Genomic DNA, 22,541 nt, shown 5'->3' with positions numbered 1-22,541 from the left:
TATCGAATAAACTCGATATGGTCGTGGGGCGGTGTGAAAAGACAACTTTAGATATATCTAAACTTTTTTATATACAAAAAAAGCACCCGAAGGTGCTGATTTTTTTCATTGAAATATATCGATTAACGTTTACCGTTTTTGTACCAACCTAAGTGACGACCATTGTCTCCACGGTAGCCTCGGTCGTGGTAGCTATAATTATTGGTACGATAGCCACGGTTGTTATAACGACGGTCATAGCGATCATCATAACGACCATTATAACGGTCATCATAGCGACGGTCTTCAGACACTTTTTTACCTAGTGCAGAACCACCAGCTGAACCAAGTGCAGCACCGATATAACCACCGTTTGTGCCGCCCATGTTTTTACCTACGGTATAACCACCCGCGCCACCAAGTGCGCCACCAATGATGGCACCATTACGGTCACGTTTGTTTGCCGATGCTGCTGCACCTGCACCGCCACCAATTGCTGAACCAATCATTGCGCCAGTTTGGCCGCCAACTTGGTTACCGATTGCTGCACCAACAACACCACCTAAAGCAGATGTTAATGCAGTATTGGTGCTATTACCTGCATGTGTTGCAGTCATAGTAAGTGCTGAAGCGGCAATTGCTGCACTGAATAGAATTTTATTAATTTTCATTTTTAAACTCCTTACGAAGCATGATGTTTATCTGTTGATATCAATATATAAAAACACATAGCGAATATTTGGAGCGTGATGTGAAATAAAATACGTGTTCCGTTGCTGCAATGTAAATTTTGCACTTTATTTCTACATGATTGATGGCTTGGTTGGAGAGAAGGTAAATCTACATATGTATGAGGTGCAATAAATAAAGTTGTATTTATCATTTGAAAAAAGGCGATACATAAAAAAAGCACCCGAAGGTGCTATTTTCACTATTCAATAAGGACTCACTAATTTTGAATTAGTGACGACGACGGTAACGTTTTTTGTATTTACGTTCTTGGTGTTTGTCGTAAGCTTTATCTTTAGAGATTTTATTACCTAGAGCAGCACCACCAGCAGCACCTAGTGCAGAGCCGATGTAACCACCGTTTGTACCGCCCATGCTTTTACCAACAGTATAACCTGTACCACCACCTAAAGCACCGCCGATAGCAGATTCTGTACGGTTGCGTTTATTACTTGCTACCGCAGCACCACCAGCACCACCAAGAGCGGCACCAATTGTAGCGCCGGTATTACCGCCCATGTTTTTACCAATTGCAGTACCTGCAACACTACCTAATGCACTAGCTGCAGCAACGCGTGTTGTACTATCTGCATTTGCAGACACAGTGAACATAGAAGCAGTTGCTAGAGTGGCTGTCATTAAAAGAGTATTCAGTTTCATAGTTCACTCCATGTCCTTCATAAACGCGAGGACTTTTCTTAATCATTTCGATGGCAGTAAATGTAACAAAACTATTCGCTATAAATATGGAGAGCTTTCTCTTTATTTGGTGATTTGAGTGTCTAGTTTGTATAAGTTTTATTAATATTGTGAAAAAAATGGTCGAATGCAGAAAATCTGTACGACTTTGTGGAGAAAGGTAGGAGTGATGAAGTTCACACTTTGATATTTAGGGTCATTGATAGGCCAGAAAACAATATATATGTCATTTCAGACCCATTATCGGTACACTAGCGCCATTATTTTGAATTTTGGCATATCCGTGAAAGTTTAGCGGTAGAGCCTGTGTATTGAGATTTTTTGAAAAATGAAAGAATCGTTACGTTTACGATTAGATCAGCTCTCTGACCGTCACGAAGAATTAAATGCATTACTCGCAGATGTAGAAGTCATTTCAGACAACAAACGTTTCCGTCAGTTGTCACGTGAGCATAGTGATTTATCTGAAATCACTGAAGTTTGGAAAAAATACCGTCAAGCTGAAGAAGATATTGAGACTGCTGAAGTAATGATGACGGATCCAGATTTTAAAGAGATGGCCGTTGAGGAAATCAAAGAAAATAAAGCTTTGATCGGTCAGCTTGAAGCAGACTTAAACATTCTGATGATTCCAAAAGATCCGAATGATGCGAACTCTGCTTATTTAGAAATCCGTGCCGGAACAGGTGGTGACGAAGCTGCAATTTTCTCGGGTGACTTGTATCGCATGTACAGTAAATATGCTGAATCACAAGGTTGGCGTATTGAAGTGTTGTCTGAAAATGACGGCGAACACGGCGGTTATAAAGAAGTGATTTGCCTCATCAATGGTGAAGGTGTATATGGTCGCTTAAAATTTGAAAGTGGCGCGCATCGTGTACAGCGTGTGCCTGCAACTGAGTCACAAGGTCGTGTTCATACTTCGGCATGTACTGTTGCGATTTTGCCGGAAGTTGATGTAGACACTAGTGTTGAAATTAATCCTTCAGAATTACGTATCGATACCTATCGTGCATCTGGTGCGGGTGGTCAGCACATTAACAAAACTGACTCTGCTGTGCGTATTACCCATATTCCAACGGGTACAGTTGTAGAATGTCAGGATGAACGTTCACAGCATAAAAACAAAGCCAAAGCGATGGCGCTGTTGGTTTCTCGTTTAGAAAATGCCAAACGCGCAGCGGCAGATGCAGCGACATCTGAAATGCGTCGTGACTTAGTAGGTTCTGGTGACCGTTCTGAGCGTATTCGTACCTATAACTATCCACAAGGCCGTATGACTGATCATCGTATTAATTTAACTATGTATAAGTTAGATGCTGTGATGGAAGGTGATTTGACTGAATTGCTAGATAGTTTGCATCGTGAATATCAAGCCGATCAGTTGGCGTTATTAGCACAGCAGAATGGTGGCTAATGAATATTGCACAGGCTTTGGCCTATCGTGGTGAACCTGAGAGTTATGAACGTCAGGAAAATGCGTGGTTGTTAGAGCATATCACCAAGATTGATTCTTTTGATTTAATCATGAAAAAGGATCAAGAATTAACAGCTGAGCAAGAACAACTCTATGTTGAAAGTCTTGCACGTATTACCGCAGGTGAGCCTTTGGCTTACGTCACAGGTTCTCAGCCATTTTGGACGCTAGACTTAAAAGTGACTAAAGATACTTTGGTACCACGTCCTGATACGGAAGTACTTGTTGAAACTGTACTGCGTTTAGAACTTCCTGAAGATGCTCGTGTGGTCGATTTAGGAACGGGAACTGGTGCTGTAGCGTTATCATTAGCCAGTGAACGTCCAGATTGGTCAATTGTGGCTTCGGATATTTACGAACCTACATTGGAAGTTGCTGAATTTAATGCCAAAAAGCATGATCTTGAACATGTGCAGTTTGTCTTAGGTTCTTGGTTGAAACCCTTTGGTCGTGCTTTCTTTGATGTAATTGTGTCAAATCCGCCGTATATCGATGCTGATGATGTACACATGAAGGATTTGGCGACAGAGCCTGAACGTGCTTTGGTTGCAGACAATCATGGGCTTGCAGATCTTGAGCAAATCATTCTTCAAGCCAAAAAACATTTAACCGTGAATGGTTGGGTGGTGCTCGAACATGGTTATGACCAAGGTGAAGCGGTCAGACATTTGTTCTTACAAGCTGGGTATCGAAATGTTCGGACTGTAAAAGATTATGGTGGCAATGACCGTGTCAGCTTAGGTCAGTGGCAACATTGATTTGGTATTAGAGATAGTCAGAAATAAAGCGCATTGAATGCGCTTTATTTTTTTGTTTTTCAATGCATATGTGAGCGTTTGTATGTGTGCATTTGCAAGTGTAGAAAATAGGTTTACTTCACCACATCTCGCCAACGCAATAGATATTGTTCTAGATATTTCATCAGGCTATCGGTGATTTTCCCTAAGAGCGCCAATAGAATAATGGCAATAATTACGATATCTGGACGTGAGGTTTCACGACCATCACTGAGCAAATAGCCAATACCTTGCGTGGCTGCAATCAACTCTGCTGCAATCATAAACATCCACGCCAAACTTAAACTATTGCGTAAGCCTGTAAGTATACCCGGTGATGCTGCAGGTAAAATAATCTCACGAATCTGTCTCAAATATTTCAAACGATAAACTTGAGCAACTTCAATGAGTTTTCGGTCTACGCCTTGAATTGCTGCAACGGTATTGGTATAGGTCGGGAAAAAAGCACCTATGGCAATGAGGGTGATTTTTGAGGATTCATCAATACCTAACCATAAGAGCAGTAAGGGAATCCATGCCAAACTGGGGATAGATTTAATTGCTGAAAATGTAGGTTCCAAAAATGCTTCGACTTGTTTGTTCAAACCGACTAAGAGTGCAAAAATCAGAGCAAGTCCGCTACCAATAAAAAAGCCTAAAAATACCCGCCAAGTACTGGTCCAGATATGCTGCCAAAGTTCACCTTCAGATAACTCTATAAATGACTGCCAAAGGCTACTCGGAGCAGGGAGTAGATACGGTTCGATAACACCATTTTTGACCAAGATTTCACATAGCAGCAATAAAACCACAGGTAGAGCAAGACCTTTTGAAATCAAGATCAACTTGGGTTTTATATGGTTTGATGAATCGGAAGCGGTCGAAACAGCTGTATCGATTTTGGGTTGAGTCATTGATGATGACATGTTATTTCACAACCTTTTTCGCATAACGTGCATCAAAAAGTTGGTCAATGACTTGATTGACATTGGTTCCTTTACGAACTAAATCTTCCTCAGTCAAAATTGTGCCAGATTTCTTTAAAGCAGCAATATGTTTAGCTGTAGGGATATTTTGCTCAAAGTTGGTACGACTTAACTGCAGCTTGGCAACAGCCAATGGAAGCTTGGACTCACGTGCCAATAATTGGGCTAATTTATCTGGATTGGCTTTGGCCCATTGTCGTGCTTGTTCATAGGCTTTAATCACAGCTTCAACAGCTTCAGGACTTTGCTGGCTAAATTGTTGTTTGGTACTTAAAACGCTATAGCTGTTAAAACCAACATTTCGATAAAGCAAACGCGCGCCTGATTGTACTTGTGCCGATGCCATGAGTGGATCTAATCCCGCCCATGCATCGACTTGACCACGTTCTAAAGCTGTTTTTCCATCAGGATGTTGTAAATGTACCAATTGCACATCACGTTTATTGAGGCCGACTGTTTCCAAAGACTGCAAAGTAAACATGAATGGATCGGTTCCTTTGGTCGCTGCAATTTTTTTGCCTTTGAGGTCTTTCAGACTTTTAATCGGAGAGTTTTTTGCCACAAGCAATGCCGTCCATTCAGGCTGTGACTGGATGTATACAGTTTTAATCGGACTGCCATTGGCACGACTCAAAACGGCTGCAAGTCCTGCCGTTGAGGCAAAATCCACACTGCCACTATTGAGATATTCAAGTGAGCGATTACTGCCTTGGCTAAAGACCCATTTAATTTGTGTCTTGGGTAAAGCTTTTTCTAAGAGTTTTTGTTCCTTCACCACTAAACTGGTCGGTGCATAGTAGGCATAATCCAGTTTGAGTGTCGAAGGAATAGCAGCAAAGATAGAGCTACTGAATAGGCTGAATGTCAGCGTAGAAAAAATTAGTTTTGAGCTTTTAAATAGGGAAGTCATATCGTTCACAATCAAGTGTTGAATTATGAGCACATAGATACGACGGAAATATTTCAGAAACAAAACAGAATAAATGCTAAGAATAATAGTAATCGAGATAAGCGTATAAATCAAATATAGGTATTTGATTTAAAATACTTTATTGGATTTAATTGTGTTGAAATGATGTTATATAAATTAATGTGTAAGCTTGCATGAAAAATGCTTAGATATTTTAGTGTAAAGAATATTCAAAAAATTATAGTGAATTACAGACTTAAAATAACTTTTCCAATAAAAAAGCAGCTTTCGCTGCTTTTTATATGTGATCAATACTTACATTGGGTAGTCTTGTAAGCTATCGAAAACTTCAACTTGTTCTAAAGCTGATGTTTCTACTGCAAGACAGTAAGCAATAATTTTTGCAGTTGCACTCACTAAATGTTCATCTTTTAGATTTGCACCCGCTTGAATTGCTTCAATGTCATCCGCTTGAATATCCAGCGCATGAGCAACTTCAACTGCATTTTCAGTGCTAAAAAATTGTGAGATTAAATTTTGCAAATCGATATCTGCGACAGTTTTAAGCTGTTCATGAAACAGGTCATCAATTGCGTCAATCTGAGTGAAAAGAGAATCTGAAAAGTTTTGAACAAGTTGTTGTTCAAGAACATCAATCATCTTAAGCATAGGAAAGCCTTTCAAGGAGATGCAGGAGAATTGGAAAATAAATAAGCAAATCGCTTTAAATTGAGTGAAAAATAACCTAATTAGACTAAAGTAGCAATCGTTCAAGGATGAATGGTTAGTCTATTTATTGAATATTTTTAAGTTATTGATTTTCTATTAATTAGATGAATATTCAATTTATAAATAGCGAATATCAAATTTTAGGCCTTGAATTCAGGCGCATTATTTTGTCGATATGCACCAGGACTGACACCTGTCCATTTTTTAAAAGCCCGATGAAAAGCACTCGGATCATGAAAATTTAGTTCTTCACTGATATCTTGTAAGCTTTTATCGGTATGGGTTAAAAAATCGATGGCGGTATCTCGTCGGATATCATTTTTGAGTTGTTGATAACTCACACCTTCACTTTTAAGACGGCGATGCATCGTGGCTTCCGACATATTCATTTTGACCGCCAACTCATAAAACTCTAACCATTCGGCAGGAGGAACGTCTAACAGTTGTTTACGAATTTGGCTGCTGAGCGCATACGGGTTTTTAAAGCGTACCAAAAGGTTTTCAGGTGTTTGTTGTAAGAATTGATACCACGAACGTGTGTTTTGCTTGATTGGTAGACTTAAATAACTGGCATCGAGCTGTATGTAGTTTTGACTGGCTTGGTAATGAATATTTTCACAGAAGCGAACTTTGTAGTCGTGATCATCAATAGGTGCATCACATTTAAATTGGATTTGGTTTAATAAAATCCGTTGTCCACTCAACCAGCACAGTAGCGTATGGATGAGCATTAAATATGTGGCATAGCTGAACATGCGTTTAGGCGCATGTTGGTCATAGATCACGATATAAGCAAAGTGATCTTCAATGATTAAATCACTATGCAAGTCATCTAAAACCAGATTTAAAAATTGTAAGATTTGCTTAAGTGCATCCCCCAAGGTACTGTTGTGCATGACCATTTTCGACAGTAGCTTAAAACTGCCACGTCGCATGGCATGCCGATCCATGCCAAAAAATTCATCATCCATCACATCTGCAAGATGAGTCCATAAAGCCGCATATTGAGAAACAGAAACTCTAGTTTTACGCGATAGCAGTAACTCTGAGGGTATACCAGACTTATGCAAAATAGCAGAAATATCAAAGTGCTTTTTTTGCGCATCGTGTAATGCTTCATGCACCAAGTCGATAGAAATCGTCCCTTTACTGTATTCGAGTCCATGCTTCGGCATATGTTCGGATAGGTCCTTGTTCAGAATTGTCCAAATACATCAGAAAAGATGCAACATTTGGAAATTGTACTGAATAAATTCTCTGTTTACTCTGCATCTTAAGTCGAATTTAAAACAAGACATCATAAATAGGGAAATGCTATGGACATTAAAGGAAAAGTTTTCGTCGTGACCGGTGGTGCATCGGGTTTAGGCGCTGCGACAGCAACACATCTGATTGGCTTGGGTGCCAAAGTGATTATTGTGGATATGAATCATGAGCATGGCGAAGCAATGCAACGTCAACTGGGTGATCATGCGAAATTTGTTCAATTGGATGTTACCGATGAACAAGCGGTCGGCGCTTTCTTTGCACAAGTTGAAGTGGAATTTGGTCAACTTAATGGCTTAGTGAACTGCGCAGGTATCGCACCCTCTGCAAAAGTTTTAGGTCGTGACGGATTACATGATTTGGCGATGTTCCAAAAAGTATTAAATATAAATGTTTCAGGTACATTCAATATGCTGCGCTATGCGGCACAACTGATTGCTAAATATGAATTAAAAGCGGGTGAAGAAGAGCGTGGGGTGATTGTGAATACGGCGTCGGTTGCGGCTTTCGATGGTCAAATTGGTCAGTCGGCTTATGCAGCATCCAAAGGGGCAGTGGTTGCAATGACATTACCTCTTGCACGTGAGCTTGCACGTGAATCAATCCGTGTGATGACCATTGCTCCGGGTATTATGGAAACGCCGATGCTCAAAGGCTTAGCACAAAATGTACAAGATGCTTTGGGGCAAATGGTGCCTTTCCCTCCACGTTTAGCAAAACCGCAAGAGTTTGCAAAATTAGTGACGCATATTTTTGAAAATGCTTATCTCAATGGTGAAGTGATACGTCTTGATGGCGCGATCCGTATGCAGCCTAAATAGTTATTTATTAAAACTGCTTATTCAGGCTTCTACGACGGAGTCTGATCGAGAATAACTTCGTTGACAGTAGCTTATCTCGTTACTTTTGTTTCGGCAAAAGTAACCAAAACCATAGTCATTTGTAAAACTCGTCATCAAGTATTTATTGATTTACAGATTACAGAAACATTAGAGATTAATGGCGTCCTGCCTCAGACAGTTGCAAATGACGTCGTCGTGTATCTAACTTTGCTTTATACAGCCAAAGTATTTTTAATTCCGCAGTTATCCAAAATTTAAAGCTATACGCGCTATAAAAGATTTAGAAAAGGAAGTCTCATGATTTTAAATGATGAACAAAAAATGGTTCAGGACATGATGCGAAGCTATTCGCAAGAAAAACTGAAACCAACGGCTGCAGAGCGTGATAAAACGGCAGCATTTCCTGCACAAGAACTTAAGGAACTGGGTGAGCTAGGTGCTTTAGGCATGACGGTTTCGGATGAATGGGGGGGTGCAGGTTTAGACTATGTGTCTTTGGTTGTTGCCTTAGAAGAAATTGCTGCTGGCGATGGTGCGATTTCCACAATTGTTAGCGTACAAAACTCACTACCTTGTGGCATTACGCAGCGTTATGGTACAGAAGCACAAAAAGAAAAATACTTAAAAAAATTAGCCACTGGCGAATGGTTAGGTTGTTTTTGCCTAACAGAACCACAAGTGGGTTCAGATGCGAGCGCATTGGAATGTAAAGCGGAGCGTGATGGTGATGAGTGGGTGTTAAATGGCACCAAGCAATTTATTACCACAGGAAAACATGCCCAAGTAGCCTTGGTTTTTGCGGTAACGGATAAGTCTGCAGGTAAAAAAGGGATTTCGTGCTTTTTAGTACCAACGGATGCGCCGGGTTATATCGTATCGCGATTAGAAGACAAAATGGGTCAGCATTGTTCCGATACAGCAACTATAGTTTTAGATGACTGTCGGATACCTGCCGATAGTCTTTTAGGCCAAGAGGGTGAAGGCTATAAAATTGCCTTATCAAACCTAGAGTCAGGTCGAATTGGCATTGCAGCGCAGTCTGTGGGTATGGCACGAGCAGCATTAGATGCAGCCGTTGAATATGCCAATGAACGAAAGGCATTTGGGGTGGAGATTGTACAGCATCAGGCCGTGGCATTTCGCCTCGCGGATATGGCTACCCAAATTGAGGCAGCACGCCAGTTAATTTTCCATGCAGCAACGTTAAAAGATGCAGGTTTTCCATGTTTAAAAGAAGCCTCGATGGCGAAACTTTTTGCATCGACGATGGCTGAACGGGTGTGTTCAGATGCGATTCAGATCCATGGGGGCTATGGTTATGTATCTGATTTTCCAGTAGAACGAATTTATCGTGATGTGCGTGTCAGTCAGATCTATGAAGGTGCATCGGACATTCAGCGGCTGGTGATTGCACGTGAAGTCACCAAAGGGTGAAAGGTAAAAAAATAGACTTTAGTCGATGTTCAAACCCTGCAATGGCGTTGATGGTTATGGAAATTGCAGGGCACATCCAAACATGGTTATCTAGGTATAGACAGTCTAAGAATAGGTAATTTACGAATAGATTGTCGAAGAGTATAAGTTTCAAAACTAAAAAACCGACATTGCAATCGGTGTATAGAAAAGTAGTAAAAGCGGATGTGGCAAAGGAATCGTCACTAGTACGCAGCGGTACAACAACAAGATCAATAAACCTCAAAGTCTTGCACTTTGAATCATAGAGAACAGGATAGGAATTGTCGTCATGAAGACACTAGAACAAGCATATCGTGATTTTAATTTTGAAAAAATGGTTGCAGAACAATTGGTCGGTACGCCAAGTTCAATCAATGCTTATGATGAATGTTGTGGGCGCTATGTTGGGCAAAATCGAACTGCACTGATCTGGGAAGGTAAAAATGGTGAATCTGAACAATGGACTTTTGAGCAATTAGATTTAGCTTCTGCACAATTGGCGAATTATTATCAGCGCATTGGGCTAAAAGCAGGTGATTGCATTGCAGGTCTATTACCCCGTACTGCAGAGTTATTGATTACAATTTTTGCAACATGGCGTATAGGGGCAATTTATCAGCCTTTGTTTACGGCATTTGAGTCCAAAGCGATTGAGCATCGGGTGCAAACTGCGGGAACAAAGCTGATTGTAACCAACACTGAGCAACGATCAAAACTCAATCACATTGATTTACCGCATATTTTAACCGTGCATGCCGATCAAGCAATTCAGACAGATCCTGACTTTTGGTCAGAGCTGCAACTTCATGACACCACATATAACTCAATACCACGTTCATTTGACGATGAATTTTTAATGATGTTTACATCGGGAACGACCGGTTTGGCCAAGTCTGTACCTGTGCCACACAAAGCGTTATTGGCATTTAAAGGGTATATGACACATGCGGTTGATTTGCGTGATGAAGATTCATTTTGGAATTTGGCAGATCCGGGTTGGGCTTATGGTTTGTACTATGGAATTGCAGGGCCATTAAGTTTAGGACACAGCATTATTATGGATGAACGTGCTTTTAGTGTTGATCATGCACTTCAAGTCATCAAAAAATATAAAGTCAGTAATTTGACCGGTTCACCAACGGCATTTCGTATGTTCTTTGGTTTTAAAGAAAAATTTGATGAATCCCTAAAATCACATTTACGGGTTGTGAGTAGTGCAGGAGAGCCACTAACGCCCGAAGTGATTCAATGGTTTAATCACGATTTAAACGTCAATATTTATGACCAATATGGGCAAACAGAACTCGGTATGGTGATTGCAAATCATCATGCTTTAGAACACTACAAAAAAGTGGGTTCAGCCGGTTTTGCTATACCGGGCCATCGTTTCGCGGTGCTTAATAAAGACTATCAAGAAATTGAACGTGGTGGCATTGGAACATTGGCATTAGACTGGTCGCAATCTCCACTCATGTGGTTCACAGGCTATGGTGGCAATAACCGTAAAGCCTTTGTCGGGAACTACTATTTAACCGGTGATACCGTTCGTTTAAACGAAGAAGGCGGCATTGATTTTGTAGGTCGTGCAGACGATGTCATTACAACGTCAGGCTATCGTGTAGGGCCTTTCGATGTGGAAAGCACATTATTAGAATGTGAAGAGGTTTTAGAGTCGGCAGTTGTTGGTAAGCCTGATCCTGAGCGAACTGAATTGGTCAAAGCTTTTGTGGTATTGAAACCACAATATCAAGCAAGTTCAGAACTCATGGATAAGCTACAAGCCTATGTAAGATCTCGTTTATCCAAGCATGCTTATCCAAAAGAAATTGAATTTGTGGATGGGTTGCCTAAAACATCGAGTGGAAAAATCCAACGTAACTTATTAAAGCAACAAGAAGTGGCCAAAGCGCAATTAATTCAAAAGGTAAGTTGAATCAATTTATATACGCAAAAAAGGCTGCTTGATGCAGCCTTTTTTAAATTGATGTTTGAGCTGGTGAAACCATTCATTCGAGATCATATATGCACTTGACTAACTGTGGGACAATCCAAATTAACCTAAAATTAAAGCATTAATTCAAATCAATAAAATCATTTATTTTAAGTTCAGGGTATTATGTTCAGTATCAAGTTCTTGAGTTTTACCCGTTAAATTGCCCTTCAAAACTTTGAATAAATGGGTGACTTTATTGTCTTTGACATTCCAGAATTCTGCACTAATAGCATTAGCTATCAAAACGCGAACAGTAGGATCAGTCTTGCCATCGAACCAGTTTTCAGCCCAAGGATTCCATAATTTATCGATTAGGGCCGCATCTGTACTGATTTCTCCATGAGCACTAATTGATACATAAATATCGTCTGAAGGTTTAGCGAATGCTAATCCAAGATGATTACGACCTGCATTGACTGCCTCTACAAGGTCATTGTTTTCTTTCATAAGAAAATAGATATTTTCATGCTCATTCATCTTATCAGAATTAAGCATAGTCATAGGTTGAGAATGAATTTCTTGCTTGTCAGTGACATGGCTAATCATGGTGAAACGCACGTCTTTAATGAGTTCCCATAATTTTTGTCGCTGATCTTGTTCAACGTATTCTTGTGACATTTTTATTCTCCACTTTTAAGTAATCACTTTGGGGTAAAGGGGTAAATATGACTGAGCACAAAGTATTTGAATAATGTGTGTTAGCTCATAAGTTTATCGAACATATTATGTCAGCAATTTAATTCTCACTGAATTCATACATATACCTACGGATTAAATCTCTTTGCATACATAAACGCTTAAAATATCTTGGATTAAGTTTTATTTTCTGAGGCTAAGGTAGAAAAGAATCATTAAAATTAACCTAATATAAGCAGCTCTAGTGCAACTAAATATGTTTAAAAATATAACTATATTTTTTATTTATTATTTTTAAAACATGTATAGGCTATACCTCGATGATGTTCCTACATACTAAGGTGTTTGAGATACTGTTTTTTAAATAGTGTAATTGAAGATACGCTAACTGAGAAAAATGTCATGTCTACAGAGCATTTATTCTAACTTTAAGCTGTATATTGTCTTGCTCAAATAGCCGGGTGTTTTTACACTGTTTCGGGTTTGTAGCCGAATAACATTTGATGGATATCGGTTTTTTTAATCTTTTGCCTGCGATATAAACTCGCCCATTTTTTATGCTTGACGAATTTTAATAAGGAAATACTTTGTCTACGTTTAAATCGAATGAATCAACATCTGAATTTGAATTAAGTGATGATGAAATGCATTTATACAGCCGTCAAATATTGCTTGATGGATGGGACATCGATGCACAAGAGAAGCTAAAACTTGCCAATGTACTCATCGTAGGGTGTGGTGGAATTGGGTGTACCACAGCCGAATTATTGGCACGTGCAGGCGTCGGACAAATTACTTTAATCGATGCAGATCGAATTGAAATCAGTAATTTGCAACGACAAATCGCATATACCAAAAATGACGTAGGTTTTTATAAATCGGAAATTTTGGCTAAACGCTTACAAGCGATTAACCCGCATATCCGAGTGCAAAGCTATACCAAAAAATTAGATGAAAGCAACGCAAAGGCATTGATTTCACAGCAAGATTTGGTTCTCGATGGTTGTGATAATTTCAGCACGCGTTATTTGGTCAATGTGAGCTGCGTAGAAAATAATGTGGCGCTGATTAGTGCTTCAGCGATTGGTTTCCAAGGGCAACTGTTTATGGTCGAAGGAAACGCGGCATGTTATGAATGTCTATTTCCAAAAGAACAACAAGCCAATGAAAGTTTGCGCTGTGCAGACTCGGGTGTGCTTGCAACCACACCAAATGTTATGGCAAGTTTGCAAGCTCATCATGCTTTACTTTATTTGGGTTTAGGAAAGACAGTATTGAAACAAAAACTTTTGTTGTGGGATGGTCTGTCAATGAAACAAAAAATTCTCGCTTTTGAAAAAGATCCAGATTGTCCAATCTGTCAGGCAAGATAAAGCAGCAAGCCCTTATTTTTTTGCTACACTCATGTTAATTATTTTTTTCTAAGACATTATGAAAAACAATATCTGGTTAGATGGAATTCGCTCGGTTGCCCGAATGGGTGAGACCGCAGTGGTCGCGGCTAAAGCCGGTTTTAAATACGCGACAGAAAAACCAAGTAACGCAAAACTCATGCGTGAAACTTTTGAATCACTGGGTTCAACCTATATTAAATTAGGTCAATTTATTGCAAGTACACCTTCTTTATTTCCACGTGAATATGTCGAAGAGTTCCAAGGCTGTTTAGATCAGACACCTTCATTGCCGTTTAGTTATGTGCAGCAGGTATTGGCTTCAGAATTTGCTGGTCGTAATTTAGATGAAATATTTGCTTCAATTGATGAAAAGCCTTTGGCTTCTGCATCGATAGCACAGGTACACGCTGCTAAATTGGTCAGTGGTGAAAATGTTGTTATCAAGGTGCAAAAGCCGGGTGTCGAGACGATTCTCTATACAGATTTAAACGTTTTACATTGGGCAACCAAACTGGTTGAAAAAGCTGTACCTAAAGTCAAATTTGCTTCACTTGCAGATATCGTTGAAGAAATTAAAGTTCGCATGGTACGTGAGGTGGACTTTATTGAAGAAGCTCAAAATCTTGACGACTTTGTGAATTATCTGAATGTGACTCAAAACAAAGCCGCAACAGCACCAAAAGTTTATCACCAATATTCAACGCGTCGAGTCTTAACGATGGAACGTTTATACGGCGTACCATTGACTGATTTTGATGTGGTCAAGAAAGTCGCTAAAGATCCATCGCAAGTTTTGGTAACAGCGATGAATACATGGTTTGGCAGCTTGATGTTATGTAATAGTTTCCATGCAGACTTACATGCAGGCAACCTGATGCTGCTAGAAGATGGTCGAGTTGGCTTCATCGATTTTGGTATCGTGGGCCAGTTGAAACCTGAAGTGTGGACAGCATGTATTGCGTTTATGGATGCCCTACAAAAAACTGACTACAACTTGATGGCTGAAAACATGCTGAAAATGGGCATGACGGCTGTCAAAATTGATACACAAGTTTTAGCTGCTGATTTAGAGCGCTTATTTAGCGGTGTGCTTTTGGCTGATCCACAGGAATTATTAACTTCAAATCCTGCCGATTTGAATGACATTATGATGGATATGGTACAAGTCGGAGAGCGTCATGGTATTCGCTTCCCACGTGACTTCGCTTTATTATTCAAACAAATGTTGTACTTCGATCGCTTTATGCGCATCCTTGCGCCATATACCGATATTTATGCAGACCAGCGTATTCAAATGGTGCAGACTATGGACCCTAATTTATTGTTGAAGCAATAATTTAGCCGCAAGATATAAATAAAATCCTCTTGCTTAAACAGGAGGATTTTATTGATGTTTAAGATTTTATTTTGAGTGTAAGAATGGACGCAATTATCATTGAAGGTTTGAAAGTTGAGACTGTCGTCGGCTGTTTCAATTGGGAGCGTCAGATTATTCAGCCTTTGATGCTCGACCTCAATATTCAAACCAGTTTAGCGCAGGCGGCTCAGTCAGATGAGCTTGAAGATACCTTGAATTATGCTGAAATTTGCGAAATATCAGCCAAAGTCATTCAAACTGCTCAACCTAAATTGATCGAACATGCAGCAAAACTGGTGATTGATGCACTTTTTGCTACCTATGACAGCATTGAATCTATTATGATTACCATCCGGAAGCCTGCCATTATCGCGCAAGCCAATTCTGTAGGAATTCGTCTTGAACGCCACCGAAACGATTTTCGCCCTAGCTCTGGCGAGTAATTTCAATCCTAAACCGCATTTTCAACTGGCTTTACGTCAAATTCAGGCTTTGGGTCATGCTGAATTTTCCAAAATTTATGTGATTCCTTGTCGTGATGGCATTGGGGCGGATTATTGGAATGCAGCTTGTTTGGTGAAAAGCAGTTTATCTGTAGATGAAATCAGCACCTTACTGAAAAAAATGGAAGCAGACTCAGGTCGTGTTCGTCCGTCTCATAATATCGCTTTGGATCTGGATCTGATCGCGTGGGGCGAAGGCTTAGCGCACATGCAATTTAATCCGAAAAAACTGCCTTTAGCACTCGATGTTAAAATACCAATGTTCGACATTTGGAAAAATGAAATGTTTGAACATCCAGCACATCAATTTCCTATGGTGAGTTGCCAAAAGGTTTTAGTGGATTGAGCGAATGAAACGCAATGCTTTCAAAACTCATGACGTATATTTCAAATGTCCCTAAATATCCCAAGTAGACAATAACAAAAAATGTTCAAATCCTGTCATGGTATGCGCTAGCGTATAGGCTGTCGCAGGATTACATTATCTTTTTAGCTTCCAAATAATGATATGAACTGGACGGATCTGATTCAGCACTATGGCTATATTGCGATTTTTATTGGCACATTGTTTGAAGGAGAAACAGTGCTGATGATTGGCGCCTATGCCGTACATCAACACATACTTCATTTTCCAATGTTGATTGCAGTGGCGATGCTAGGCAGTTTTATTGGCGATCAGTTTTATTATCAAATGGGCGCTCGCTATGGGTAAAAACTTATCCAATCAAATGCGGAATTTGCACAAAAATTCGATCGTGCGAGCCAGTTTATTGAACGTTATCCTATTTTGACCATTTTATTTATGCGCTTTGCTTGGGGCTTTAGAACCATTTTACCTATTGTTGTAGGTGTGCGTGCTTATCCTGTTTGGAAATATGTGCTGATTAATCTGGTCGCCTGTTTTATTTGGGCGATGTTGGTCGCTACGATTGGCTTTCAAATGAGTCATTATTTACATCTGTTTTGGGCGAAAATGTTGTCTTATCATCAAGATATTTACATCGTTATTGCCGTTGTATTATGTATCGTATTTTTACGTGTGCTCTATACGGTGTTGAAGTGGTGGCGTAAGCATCATCAACATTGATAAAGTGAACGTGGCTGATCTGATAAAATCGTCAAAACATAATCAAAAGATTTAAAAGGATATTCAGTGAGAGCAATATGGGTTTAGGTTATGGTGCGGGTGCGGGAGGTTTTCTTATTATTTGCTTTGCGATTTTGGTGCTATTTATTGTCATTGCCATTTGGTTGAGTTGGAATAATTGGTATAAAAAGCAAAAAAATCGACCATATAAAGTAAATGCGGTACTTAAAATTGGTTTATCTGGCGTATTGTTTTTCCCTTTATTTGTTGCAGTAACGCTTGGATTGTTTGTGATTTCAGATCTTAGTTCTGACTATGCAGAGTGGCAGCATCAAAAGAAAATTCATATACAGTTGCAGGAACCCTTAAACTTTGGAGAGGTTGTATTGCCTGAAGGCACGTGGATTAACCGATCATTTGAAACCAACTATTCTCTTGAACAGATGACTGATATTCGTCAAGGTCTGACTTCGGCTCGTTTTCCAGAGCTTATTCAAATAGCTGGATTTGATGTTATTGCATTTGAGCTGGATCGTCATTTATTGCTGGAATTGGCAAATGATCATTCTGTTGTGATTAATAACCAAAAGGAAATTTGTCAGGCAGGATGGCTGCTTGAATTAGGTGGATCAGGTTATCCGTCCACTGAGCAACTTTATAGTTTGAATTTTGATTGGTTTACACCAAGTCGATGGCAGCCTATAAACTGTTTTGATGGCGAAGGAATTATTGTATTAGAGTCAAAACATTACTTATGAAAAAGCCTGCATCATTGCAGGCTTTTTGTTCACTATTTATAAAACTTAGCGACAATCATTAGAAAATCATTAAATGTAATAACTGGTTTTGGTCATCAGCTTAGAAATACCAGTCATGGCAATACGAACTGGAACAGGAAGGTCTACACCACCTGCATTGAGTGCTGTATCACGGTGATGCAGCTCATCTTCATTCATTTGCACTAAGATTTTACGTGAACGTTCGTCTTGTTCAGGAAGTTGGCGGATGTGGTCTTCTAAATGCAGGCTCACTTGACGCTCAGTTTCAGCGACAAAACCTAAGCTATATTTATCACCGGCAATACCTGCCAATGCACCCATCCCAAAAGAAAGGCCGTACCAAACAGGGTTGAGCAGACTGGTATGGCTGTCTAATTCTTTTAAGCGGTCTTCACACCAAGCCAAATGATCTTGTTCTTCAATCGCAGCGTGTTCCATTTCACGGCGGACATTTGGCAGTTTAGCGGTGAGTGCTTGGCCATGATAAAGCGCTTGGGCACAAACTTCACCACTATGGTTTACCCGCATTAGACCTGCCACATGGCGTGCTTCGCTGACTGCAAGTTGAGTCTTTTCAGCAACAGACGGATTTTCACGATGTGCAGCCGTTGCTCCGGGAACTAAACTACGTAAGGCCTGATCAAATGAGTGAATAAGTTTGTCGACACCTGTAAATTGACGCATGGATTAATCCTCCAGAGAGACTTGCGTAGTTTGAAGCAAAGGTTTGATTCGTTTTAACAGCCAAATACAGAAAATGGCGCTAAGTACAGCAGTCGTGCAGAAAAGTATTTTAATATCAATCTGTAATATGCTCAAAATAATAATACAGAATAAAGCAGAAGATACCATAAATACCGCATTTAAGATGTTATTAGCGGCAACCACTCGTGCACGATGTGAGCGAGGCGAATAGGCTTGCATCATGGCATATAGTGGAACAATGTAAAAACCACCGCTAATCCCCAATAAAGTCACTGCGATCATTACATGGTAATAGCTCCACCCTTGGTGAAATACTTCTGAAAGGGTAATAAGTGGGCCAGTTTGAGTCGGGACGAGGGTCAAACTAAACGCTAAATACAGTGCAAATACCGTTAAACCGACAGCACCGATGGGAACCATCTTAATATTGACTTGAGTGCCGCCCAATTTACGACAAAGCAATGAACCTACGCCCACACCGACAGAGAAAAAGGTCAATAGCAAGCTAACGACATTTTCAGAGGCATGTAGATTTTGCTGAGTCATTTGTGGAATTTGGGTGAGGTAGGTTGCACCATAAAACCAATACCATGAATTACCGAGTAAAATTGTGAAGACTAAAGGCAAGCTTTTAGCGTATTTGATGGTTTGATAACTTGTTCGAAAAAAATTCCAGTCGATCTTTAAATCTGGGGCAGTCACATTTTGCTTAAGGATAAAACGACTTGAGATATAACCCAAAATAGCAATGCTTAAGACTGTCAGGCTGATCCAAGTGAGATTGCCATTTGAAGATGCAATGACAGTTCCACCTAAAATCATACCGATCAAAATCGCCATGGATGTCGCAGATTGGAACAGCGCATTGCCTGACATCAGCTCATTGGGTTTTAAAATTTCAGGCAAAATCGCATATTTGATTGGACCAAAAAATGTCGAATGGGTTCCCATCAAAAATAGAGCCACCAATAATAACCATAAATGACCGGTCAGAAAGCCAATACTGCCGATGATCATGATGATAATTTCTAAAATTTTGATACCACGGACAAGTTGTGAACGTTCAAACTTATCTGCGATCTGTCCCGCTGTCGCTGAAAAAATAAAGTAGGGTAAAATAAACAATAATGCAGCTAGATTGTTTAGCGTGCTGATGGGTAATGCCTGTTGTTGGATTAATCCATAGGTGATGACCAACAATAAAGCCTGTTTATAGACATTGTCATTGAGCGCCCCAAAAAATTGGGTCAAAAACATAGGCAGGAAACGGCGTGTACCTAGCAGATGTTCGTTGTTATTCATAAGCGTCTTGCTACATTAAGTTTTATTAAGAAATGTGAGTGATTGGTAAAATCTCTAAAAAAATCATGTAATATGTTTTTGAGTTTGGAGATGGCGAAAAACCAATAGATATAAGATCTTTAGCTCTACATCTGATTGACTAAGTCCATTACATAATGAAATTTGTTAGAGTTTGCTATGCCTGCAAAAATCAAGTTTAAAAAAACAATGCTTCATCACAGTATGGCTCACTGCATACGACAGCATCATAGCAATAAAAGTCTATATATGAGCATCTTTTTGACCTTGTGTGCTCAGCATAGTTTCGCCCAAACTCCCGCGGAAACTGTTCCAACCTCTGCAGATACAAAAGCAGAGATTGTTGCTGAAATCAAGGATGAGGCTGTAAAGCAAGGGCTGTCGACGCCTGAAGCAATTGAAAAAATTGAAAATATAAATGAGCCGAAAGAATCTGTTGATAGTATGAAAATGCTGCAAGAACAGCAGCAAGCAGGAACACAACTACAAGAATTTAAACCCATTGAGTTCGAAGATTTAGAAAACTTACCCGTGACACCTGTTGATCAAAACATGGCGAATGAAATCTTCCAAGTTGCTGAAGAGGCCAAACGTCAGGCGCAGGAGTACCGTGCGACACAGCAAACAGAAGTTGCTGTAGCGGATATTACCCAAAAAGAGTTAACGGAAATTAACCAAGCGCCAGTCAATATTGATCAGCTCATGAGTGAAATTCGCTCTGATAATGAAATTATTGCGACACAAAATGAAAATGCCAGTACGCTGCAAGAGCTGAATAATCCAACCGTGGAAGATGATGCAGAGCCGGGTATTTTTAAGCGCTTATTATATAAAGTACGTCCGCCACGTCAGATGAATACGGCAAAAGTGCCACGAATTAGTGCGGATGTTGAAATTACCTCAGCACATAATACCAGTCAGACTTCGAGTAAGGCTTACGGTGCGGCGCTGGAAGATCTCAAAGCCAATATTAAAGGCAAGCTTTCAAGTTTTACTCAAGAGTCTTTTAGCGATTTTCCATCGGCTTTGCCTCAATTACGCAGCTTGTCCAATCAAGCTGCACAAGCTGTAGGTTTTTATCAGTCAGAATTCAAATTTGAAAAAGTGTCTGATAGTAAAGTTCGTGTATTGGTTACACCAAATACGCCTGTGCAAATTCAAAAGCAAAATATTGAATTTTCAGGGGCTGGAGCAAATCAAGCTCAGTTTCAGGTGATTGGTGTTTTACCAGATCAGGAAGAAGGTGACATTCTTAATCATGGTGAATACGAAACGACGAAAGGCCGAATTAATGATGCAGCAACTAATAACGGTTATTTCGACTCGTACTGGCGTTTGCACGATGTAAGAGTGGCTCAACCACAAAATACAGCCGATATCAATTTGCGATTTGAAACGGGTGAGCGTTATAAGCTTGGGGAAGTCGAATTTCGAATGAGTGATCCTAATGCAGAGTTTCCATTGGATCGCGATATTTTAGAAAGCTTAGTGACGTGGAAAGATGGTGCTGATTATACTTTCTGGCGTGTAAATGGTTTAGCCAATAACCTGACCAACTCTCGCTATTTTAACTACACCTTAGTTGATGCGATTCGTCCAGACCCAATTGAAAAGCCGCTTGAACTGCCACCAGATATTCAGACCTTGGTCGATCAAAATCAGTTGTCTGAAAGTTCACAAGTAGTGAAAGACAAAACGGAAGTGATGTCGAATAAGGAAGTCACGCAAAAAGTGGTTGATGAAGACCAATTTGCGGGGGTGAATGATGCAGAGCAATCCTCTAAATTACGCAGGTTGCAAGATACGCAAGATGCCAAACAAGCAGAACAAGAACGTTTAAAAGCGCAAGCACGTGAAGATAAAAAAGTCCCTGTGATCGTGACACTAAATGCAGATAAGTTGAATAGTGCAGAAATTGGTGCTGGTTTTGGTACCGACACCGGTACACGTGTTCGTGGCCAGTATCGTCGTGCCATTGTAAACAAACGTGGTCATTCTTTTGACGCCAACATGGAAGTATCCAAAATCCGTCAATCGATTGATGGTCGCTATAACATTCCATATAACCATCCATTAAATGACTATGTCAGTTTGGTTGGTGGTTATGAGCGTGAAGAACGTGATGATGTCGGTCAAGGCGTCAATCTTTCGATTGAATCTGCTGTAGCTGGGGTTGACCGGATTATTAAAAACCCACGTGGTAGTTGGCAGCATACCTTTGGTTTACGTTACCGTTTGGACCGTATTACCGATGACGGCCTAAGTCCTAGTGATGACATTCCAGATGCGTTCTTGGTAAATACCAACAATGAACAGCAGTCTTTGATGTTTGGCTATGAAATTTCTCGAACCGACTCTGATAAACGTGTGAATCCGAGTAAAGGGATCAAGCAAACCTATAAAGTTGAAGTCGGAAGTGAAAGCTTACTTTCAGATGCTGACATGGCGATCTTGAATGCGGGCTGGCGCTTTATTTATTCATTGGGTGAAAATGATAATCACCAGTTCGTGGGGCGCAGTGATTTAGGTTATATTCTGACAGAGAACTTTGATAAAGTTCCTTATAACTTACGCTACTTTACCGGTGGTGACCAAACCATTCGCGGCTTTGACTATAAGAGTTTAGCGGCCGAAGAAAATGGCTATAAAATTGGTGGTCAAGTCTTGGCAACGGGTTCATTAGAATATAACTACCAATTTAAAGAAGGCTGGCGTGCTGCGGTCTTTAGTGACTTTGGTAATGCGTACGATAAAGACTTTAATACACCGACTGCATATAGCGCAGGTGTGGGGATTCGTTGGGCTTCTCCAATTGGTCCAATTCGTTTAGATGTCGCTACTGGACTTTCTGACGACAGCAAACCAATTCGTTTACATTTCTTTATTGGTTCACAATTATAATTTTTAGGTGATGTGTTT

The 22,541-nt window shown here is 40.1% G+C and carries 22 protein-coding genes; 13 read left to right on the top strand and 9 right to left on the bottom strand.

What is annotated here, in order from left to right; translation table 11 throughout:
• Positions 1 to 122: 122 nt before the first annotated feature.
• Positions 123 to 650 carry a hypothetical protein gene (locus AC25JC_RS03860; RefSeq protein ID WP_111884284.1) on the bottom strand — a complete coding sequence of 176 codons (528 nt, stop codon included), beginning with the start codon at positions 648 to 650 and terminating at the stop codon, positions 123 to 125.
• Positions 651 to 939: 289 nt separating this feature from the next.
• On the bottom strand, positions 940 to 1,368 hold the full coding sequence (locus AC25JC_RS03855; protein ID WP_078193959.1) for a glycine zipper domain-containing protein: 429 nt from the start codon (positions 1,366 to 1,368) through the stop codon (positions 940 to 942).
• A 367-nt stretch (positions 1,369 to 1,735) separates the two neighbouring features.
• Here AC25JC_RS03855 and prfA point away from each other — a divergent pair, with 367 nt between their 5' ends.
• Positions 1,736 to 2,824 carry a peptide chain release factor 1 gene (gene prfA / locus AC25JC_RS03850; protein ID WP_486923488.1) on the top strand — a complete coding sequence of 363 codons (1,089 nt, stop codon included), beginning with the start codon at positions 1,736 to 1,738 and terminating at the stop codon, positions 2,822 to 2,824.
• A complete protein-coding gene (gene prmC, locus AC25JC_RS03845; RefSeq protein ID WP_111884285.1) occupies positions 2,824 to 3,642 on the top strand; it encodes a peptide chain release factor N(5)-glutamine methyltransferase in 819 nt (272 codons plus the stop codon). The genes prfA and prmC overlap by 1 nt, the downstream gene beginning before the upstream one ends.
• A gap of 113 nt (positions 3,643 to 3,755) precedes the next feature.
• On the opposite strand, the gene AC25JC_RS03840 is transcribed toward prmC, so the two are convergent.
• The 4 genes from AC25JC_RS03840 to AC25JC_RS03825 all read right to left on the bottom strand — a co-directional run bounded on the left by AC25JC_RS03840 (position 3,756) and on the right by AC25JC_RS03825 (position 7,460).
• Positions 3,756 to 4,586: an ABC transporter permease gene (locus AC25JC_RS03840; protein ID WP_486923487.1), complete on the bottom strand. Its 831-nt coding sequence runs from the start codon at positions 4,584 to 4,586 to the stop codon at positions 3,756 to 3,758.
• A 1-nt stretch (position 4,587) separates the two neighbouring features.
• Positions 4,588 to 5,556: an aliphatic sulfonate ABC transporter substrate-binding protein gene (locus AC25JC_RS03835; RefSeq protein WP_486923486.1), complete on the bottom strand. Its 969-nt coding sequence runs from the start codon at positions 5,554 to 5,556 to the stop codon at positions 4,588 to 4,590.
• 315 nt (positions 5,557 to 5,871) lie between these two features.
• Positions 5,872 to 6,225, bottom strand: a complete 354-nt coding sequence (locus AC25JC_RS03830) for a hypothetical protein (RefSeq protein ID WP_486923485.1) — start codon at positions 6,223 to 6,225, stop codon at positions 5,872 to 5,874.
• A gap of 200 nt (positions 6,226 to 6,425) precedes the next feature.
• Positions 6,426 to 7,460 (bottom strand): AraC family transcriptional regulator, encoded by a 1,035-nt coding sequence (locus AC25JC_RS03825; protein WP_486923484.1) that lies wholly within the window; start codon positions 7,458 to 7,460, stop codon positions 6,426 to 6,428.
• 141 nt (positions 7,461 to 7,601) lie between these two features.
• On the opposite strand from AC25JC_RS03825, the gene AC25JC_RS03820 reads away from it, so the two are divergent.
• From AC25JC_RS03820 to AC25JC_RS03810, 3 genes are all read left to right on the top strand, one after another.
• Complete coding sequence (locus tag AC25JC_RS03820; protein WP_180133147.1) at positions 7,602 to 8,372, top strand: 3-hydroxyacyl-CoA dehydrogenase; 771 nt, start codon at positions 7,602 to 7,604, stop codon at positions 8,370 to 8,372.
• Between the two features lie 318 nt (positions 8,373 to 8,690).
• Positions 8,691 to 9,827, top strand: coding sequence for an acyl-CoA dehydrogenase family protein (locus AC25JC_RS03815; RefSeq protein ID WP_078193952.1), 1,137 nt, complete (start codon positions 8,691 to 8,693; stop codon positions 9,825 to 9,827).
• 310 nt (positions 9,828 to 10,137) lie between these two features.
• Positions 10,138 to 11,781, top strand: coding sequence for an AMP-binding protein (locus tag AC25JC_RS03810; protein ID WP_180173440.1), 1,644 nt, complete (start codon positions 10,138 to 10,140; stop codon positions 11,779 to 11,781).
• A gap of 162 nt (positions 11,782 to 11,943) precedes the next feature.
• Here the strand turns inward: AC25JC_RS03810 and AC25JC_RS03805 are convergent, their stop codons facing one another.
• Complete coding sequence (locus AC25JC_RS03805; protein ID WP_180023516.1) at positions 11,944 to 12,459, bottom strand: pyridoxamine 5'-phosphate oxidase family protein; 516 nt, start codon at positions 12,457 to 12,459, stop codon at positions 11,944 to 11,946.
• 662 nt (positions 12,460 to 13,121) lie between these two features.
• Here AC25JC_RS03805 and AC25JC_RS03800 point away from each other — a divergent pair.
• From AC25JC_RS03800 to AC25JC_RS03770, 7 genes are all read left to right on the top strand, one after another.
• Positions 13,122 to 13,850: a HesA/MoeB/ThiF family protein gene (locus AC25JC_RS03800; protein WP_180172176.1), complete on the top strand. Its 729-nt coding sequence runs from the start codon at positions 13,122 to 13,124 to the stop codon at positions 13,848 to 13,850.
• A 58-nt stretch (positions 13,851 to 13,908) separates the two neighbouring features.
• Positions 13,909 to 15,207: an ABC1 kinase family protein gene (locus AC25JC_RS03795; protein ID WP_078193949.1), complete on the top strand. Its 1,299-nt coding sequence runs from the start codon at positions 13,909 to 13,911 to the stop codon at positions 15,205 to 15,207.
• Positions 15,208 to 15,290: 83 nt separating this feature from the next.
• Positions 15,291 to 15,671, top strand: coding sequence for a dihydroneopterin aldolase (gene folB / locus AC25JC_RS03790; RefSeq protein ID WP_111884985.1), 381 nt, complete (start codon positions 15,291 to 15,293; stop codon positions 15,669 to 15,671).
• The gene (locus AC25JC_RS03785; protein WP_111884984.1) at positions 15,628 to 16,077 is read left to right on the top strand and encodes a 2-amino-4-hydroxy-6-hydroxymethyldihydropteridine diphosphokinase; all 450 of its coding nucleotides are present in this window, start codon (positions 15,628 to 15,630) and stop codon (positions 16,075 to 16,077) included. The genes folB and AC25JC_RS03785 overlap by 44 nt, the downstream gene beginning before the upstream one ends.
• Before the next feature lie 162 nt (positions 16,078 to 16,239).
• Positions 16,240 to 16,443: a DedA family protein gene (locus AC25JC_RS03780; RefSeq protein WP_257224238.1), complete on the top strand. Its 204-nt coding sequence runs from the start codon at positions 16,240 to 16,242 to the stop codon at positions 16,441 to 16,443.
• A 6-nt stretch (positions 16,444 to 16,449) separates the two neighbouring features.
• Positions 16,450 to 16,818: a DedA family protein gene (locus AC25JC_RS03775; protein ID WP_486923535.1), complete on the top strand. Its 369-nt coding sequence runs from the start codon at positions 16,450 to 16,452 to the stop codon at positions 16,816 to 16,818.
• Between the two features lie 77 nt (positions 16,819 to 16,895).
• Complete coding sequence (locus AC25JC_RS03770) at positions 16,896 to 17,576, top strand: hypothetical protein (protein ID WP_486923483.1); 681 nt, start codon at positions 16,896 to 16,898, stop codon at positions 17,574 to 17,576.
• 69 nt (positions 17,577 to 17,645) lie between these two features.
• On the opposite strand, the gene coq7 is transcribed toward AC25JC_RS03770, so the two are convergent.
• Complete coding sequence (gene coq7, locus AC25JC_RS03765; RefSeq protein ID WP_180004953.1) at positions 17,646 to 18,281, bottom strand: 2-polyprenyl-3-methyl-6-methoxy-1,4-benzoquinone monooxygenase; 636 nt, start codon at positions 18,279 to 18,281, stop codon at positions 17,646 to 17,648.
• A 3-nt stretch (positions 18,282 to 18,284) separates the two neighbouring features.
• Complete coding sequence (locus AC25JC_RS03760; protein ID WP_486923482.1) at positions 18,285 to 19,604, bottom strand: MFS transporter; 1,320 nt, start codon at positions 19,602 to 19,604, stop codon at positions 18,285 to 18,287.
• A 177-nt stretch (positions 19,605 to 19,781) separates the two neighbouring features.
• On the opposite strand from AC25JC_RS03760, the gene AC25JC_RS03755 reads away from it, so the two are divergent.
• Positions 19,782 to 22,523 carry an autotransporter assembly complex protein TamA gene (locus AC25JC_RS03755; RefSeq protein ID WP_486923481.1) on the top strand — a complete coding sequence of 914 codons (2,742 nt, stop codon included), beginning with the start codon at positions 19,782 to 19,784 and terminating at the stop codon, positions 22,521 to 22,523.
• The last annotated feature ends 18 nt before the right edge of the window (positions 22,524 to 22,541 follow it).

It is taken from the genome of Acinetobacter sp. P37 (assembly GCF_057480965.1).
Note: the sequence above shows the minus strand (reverse complement) of the source record. Positions and strands in the feature narration are given on the sequence as shown.

Excerpts from the sequence above, each read along its gene's own strand:
- AC25JC_RS03860 (WP_111884284.1), bottom strand. The coding sequence starts at position 650 with ATGAAAATTAATAAAATTCTATTCAGTGCAGCAATTGCCGCTTCAGCA.
- AC25JC_RS03840 (WP_486923487.1), bottom strand. The coding sequence starts at position 4,586 with ATGTCATCATCAATGACTCAACCCAAAATCGATACAGCTGTTTCGACC.
- AC25JC_RS03780 (WP_257224238.1), top strand. The coding sequence starts at position 16,240 with ATGAACTGGACGGATCTGATTCAGCACTATGGCTATATTGCGATTTTT.
- AC25JC_RS03810 (WP_180173440.1), top strand. The coding sequence starts at position 10,138 with ATGAAGACACTAGAACAAGCATATCGTGATTTTAATTTTGAAAAAATG.
- AC25JC_RS03770 (WP_486923483.1), top strand. The coding sequence starts at position 16,896 with ATGGGTTTAGGTTATGGTGCGGGTGCGGGAGGTTTTCTTATTATTTGC.
- AC25JC_RS03830 (WP_486923485.1), bottom strand. The coding sequence starts at position 6,225 with ATGCTTAAGATGATTGATGTTCTTGAACAACAACTTGTTCAAAACTTT.
- AC25JC_RS03815 (WP_078193952.1), top strand. The coding sequence starts at position 8,691 with ATGATTTTAAATGATGAACAAAAAATGGTTCAGGACATGATGCGAAGC.
- AC25JC_RS03835 (WP_486923486.1), bottom strand. The coding sequence starts at position 5,556 with ATGACTTCCCTATTTAAAAGCTCAAAACTAATTTTTTCTACGCTGACA.
- AC25JC_RS03800 (WP_180172176.1), top strand. The coding sequence starts at position 13,122 with ATGCATTTATACAGCCGTCAAATATTGCTTGATGGATGGGACATCGAT.
- AC25JC_RS03825 (WP_486923484.1), bottom strand. The coding sequence starts at position 7,460 with ATGCCGAAGCATGGACTCGAATACAGTAAAGGGACGATTTCTATCGAC.
- prfA (WP_486923488.1), top strand. The coding sequence starts at position 1,736 with ATGAAAGAATCGTTACGTTTACGATTAGATCAGCTCTCTGACCGTCAC.
- AC25JC_RS03805 (WP_180023516.1), bottom strand. The coding sequence starts at position 12,459 with ATGTCACAAGAATACGTTGAACAAGATCAGCGACAAAAATTATGGGAA.
- AC25JC_RS03755 (WP_486923481.1), top strand. The coding sequence starts at position 19,782 with ATGCCTGCAAAAATCAAGTTTAAAAAAACAATGCTTCATCACAGTATG.
- folB (WP_111884985.1), top strand. The coding sequence starts at position 15,291 with ATGGACGCAATTATCATTGAAGGTTTGAAAGTTGAGACTGTCGTCGGC.
- prmC (WP_111884285.1), top strand. The coding sequence starts at position 2,824 with ATGAATATTGCACAGGCTTTGGCCTATCGTGGTGAACCTGAGAGTTAT.
- AC25JC_RS03820 (WP_180133147.1), top strand. The coding sequence starts at position 7,602 with ATGGACATTAAAGGAAAAGTTTTCGTCGTGACCGGTGGTGCATCGGGT.
- coq7 (WP_180004953.1), bottom strand. The coding sequence starts at position 18,281 with ATGCGTCAATTTACAGGTGTCGACAAACTTATTCACTCATTTGATCAG.
- AC25JC_RS03795 (WP_078193949.1), top strand. The coding sequence starts at position 13,909 with ATGAAAAACAATATCTGGTTAGATGGAATTCGCTCGGTTGCCCGAATG.
- AC25JC_RS03760 (WP_486923482.1), bottom strand. The coding sequence starts at position 19,604 with ATGAATAACAACGAACATCTGCTAGGTACACGCCGTTTCCTGCCTATG.
- AC25JC_RS03855 (WP_078193959.1), bottom strand. The coding sequence starts at position 1,368 with ATGAAACTGAATACTCTTTTAATGACAGCCACTCTAGCAACTGCTTCT.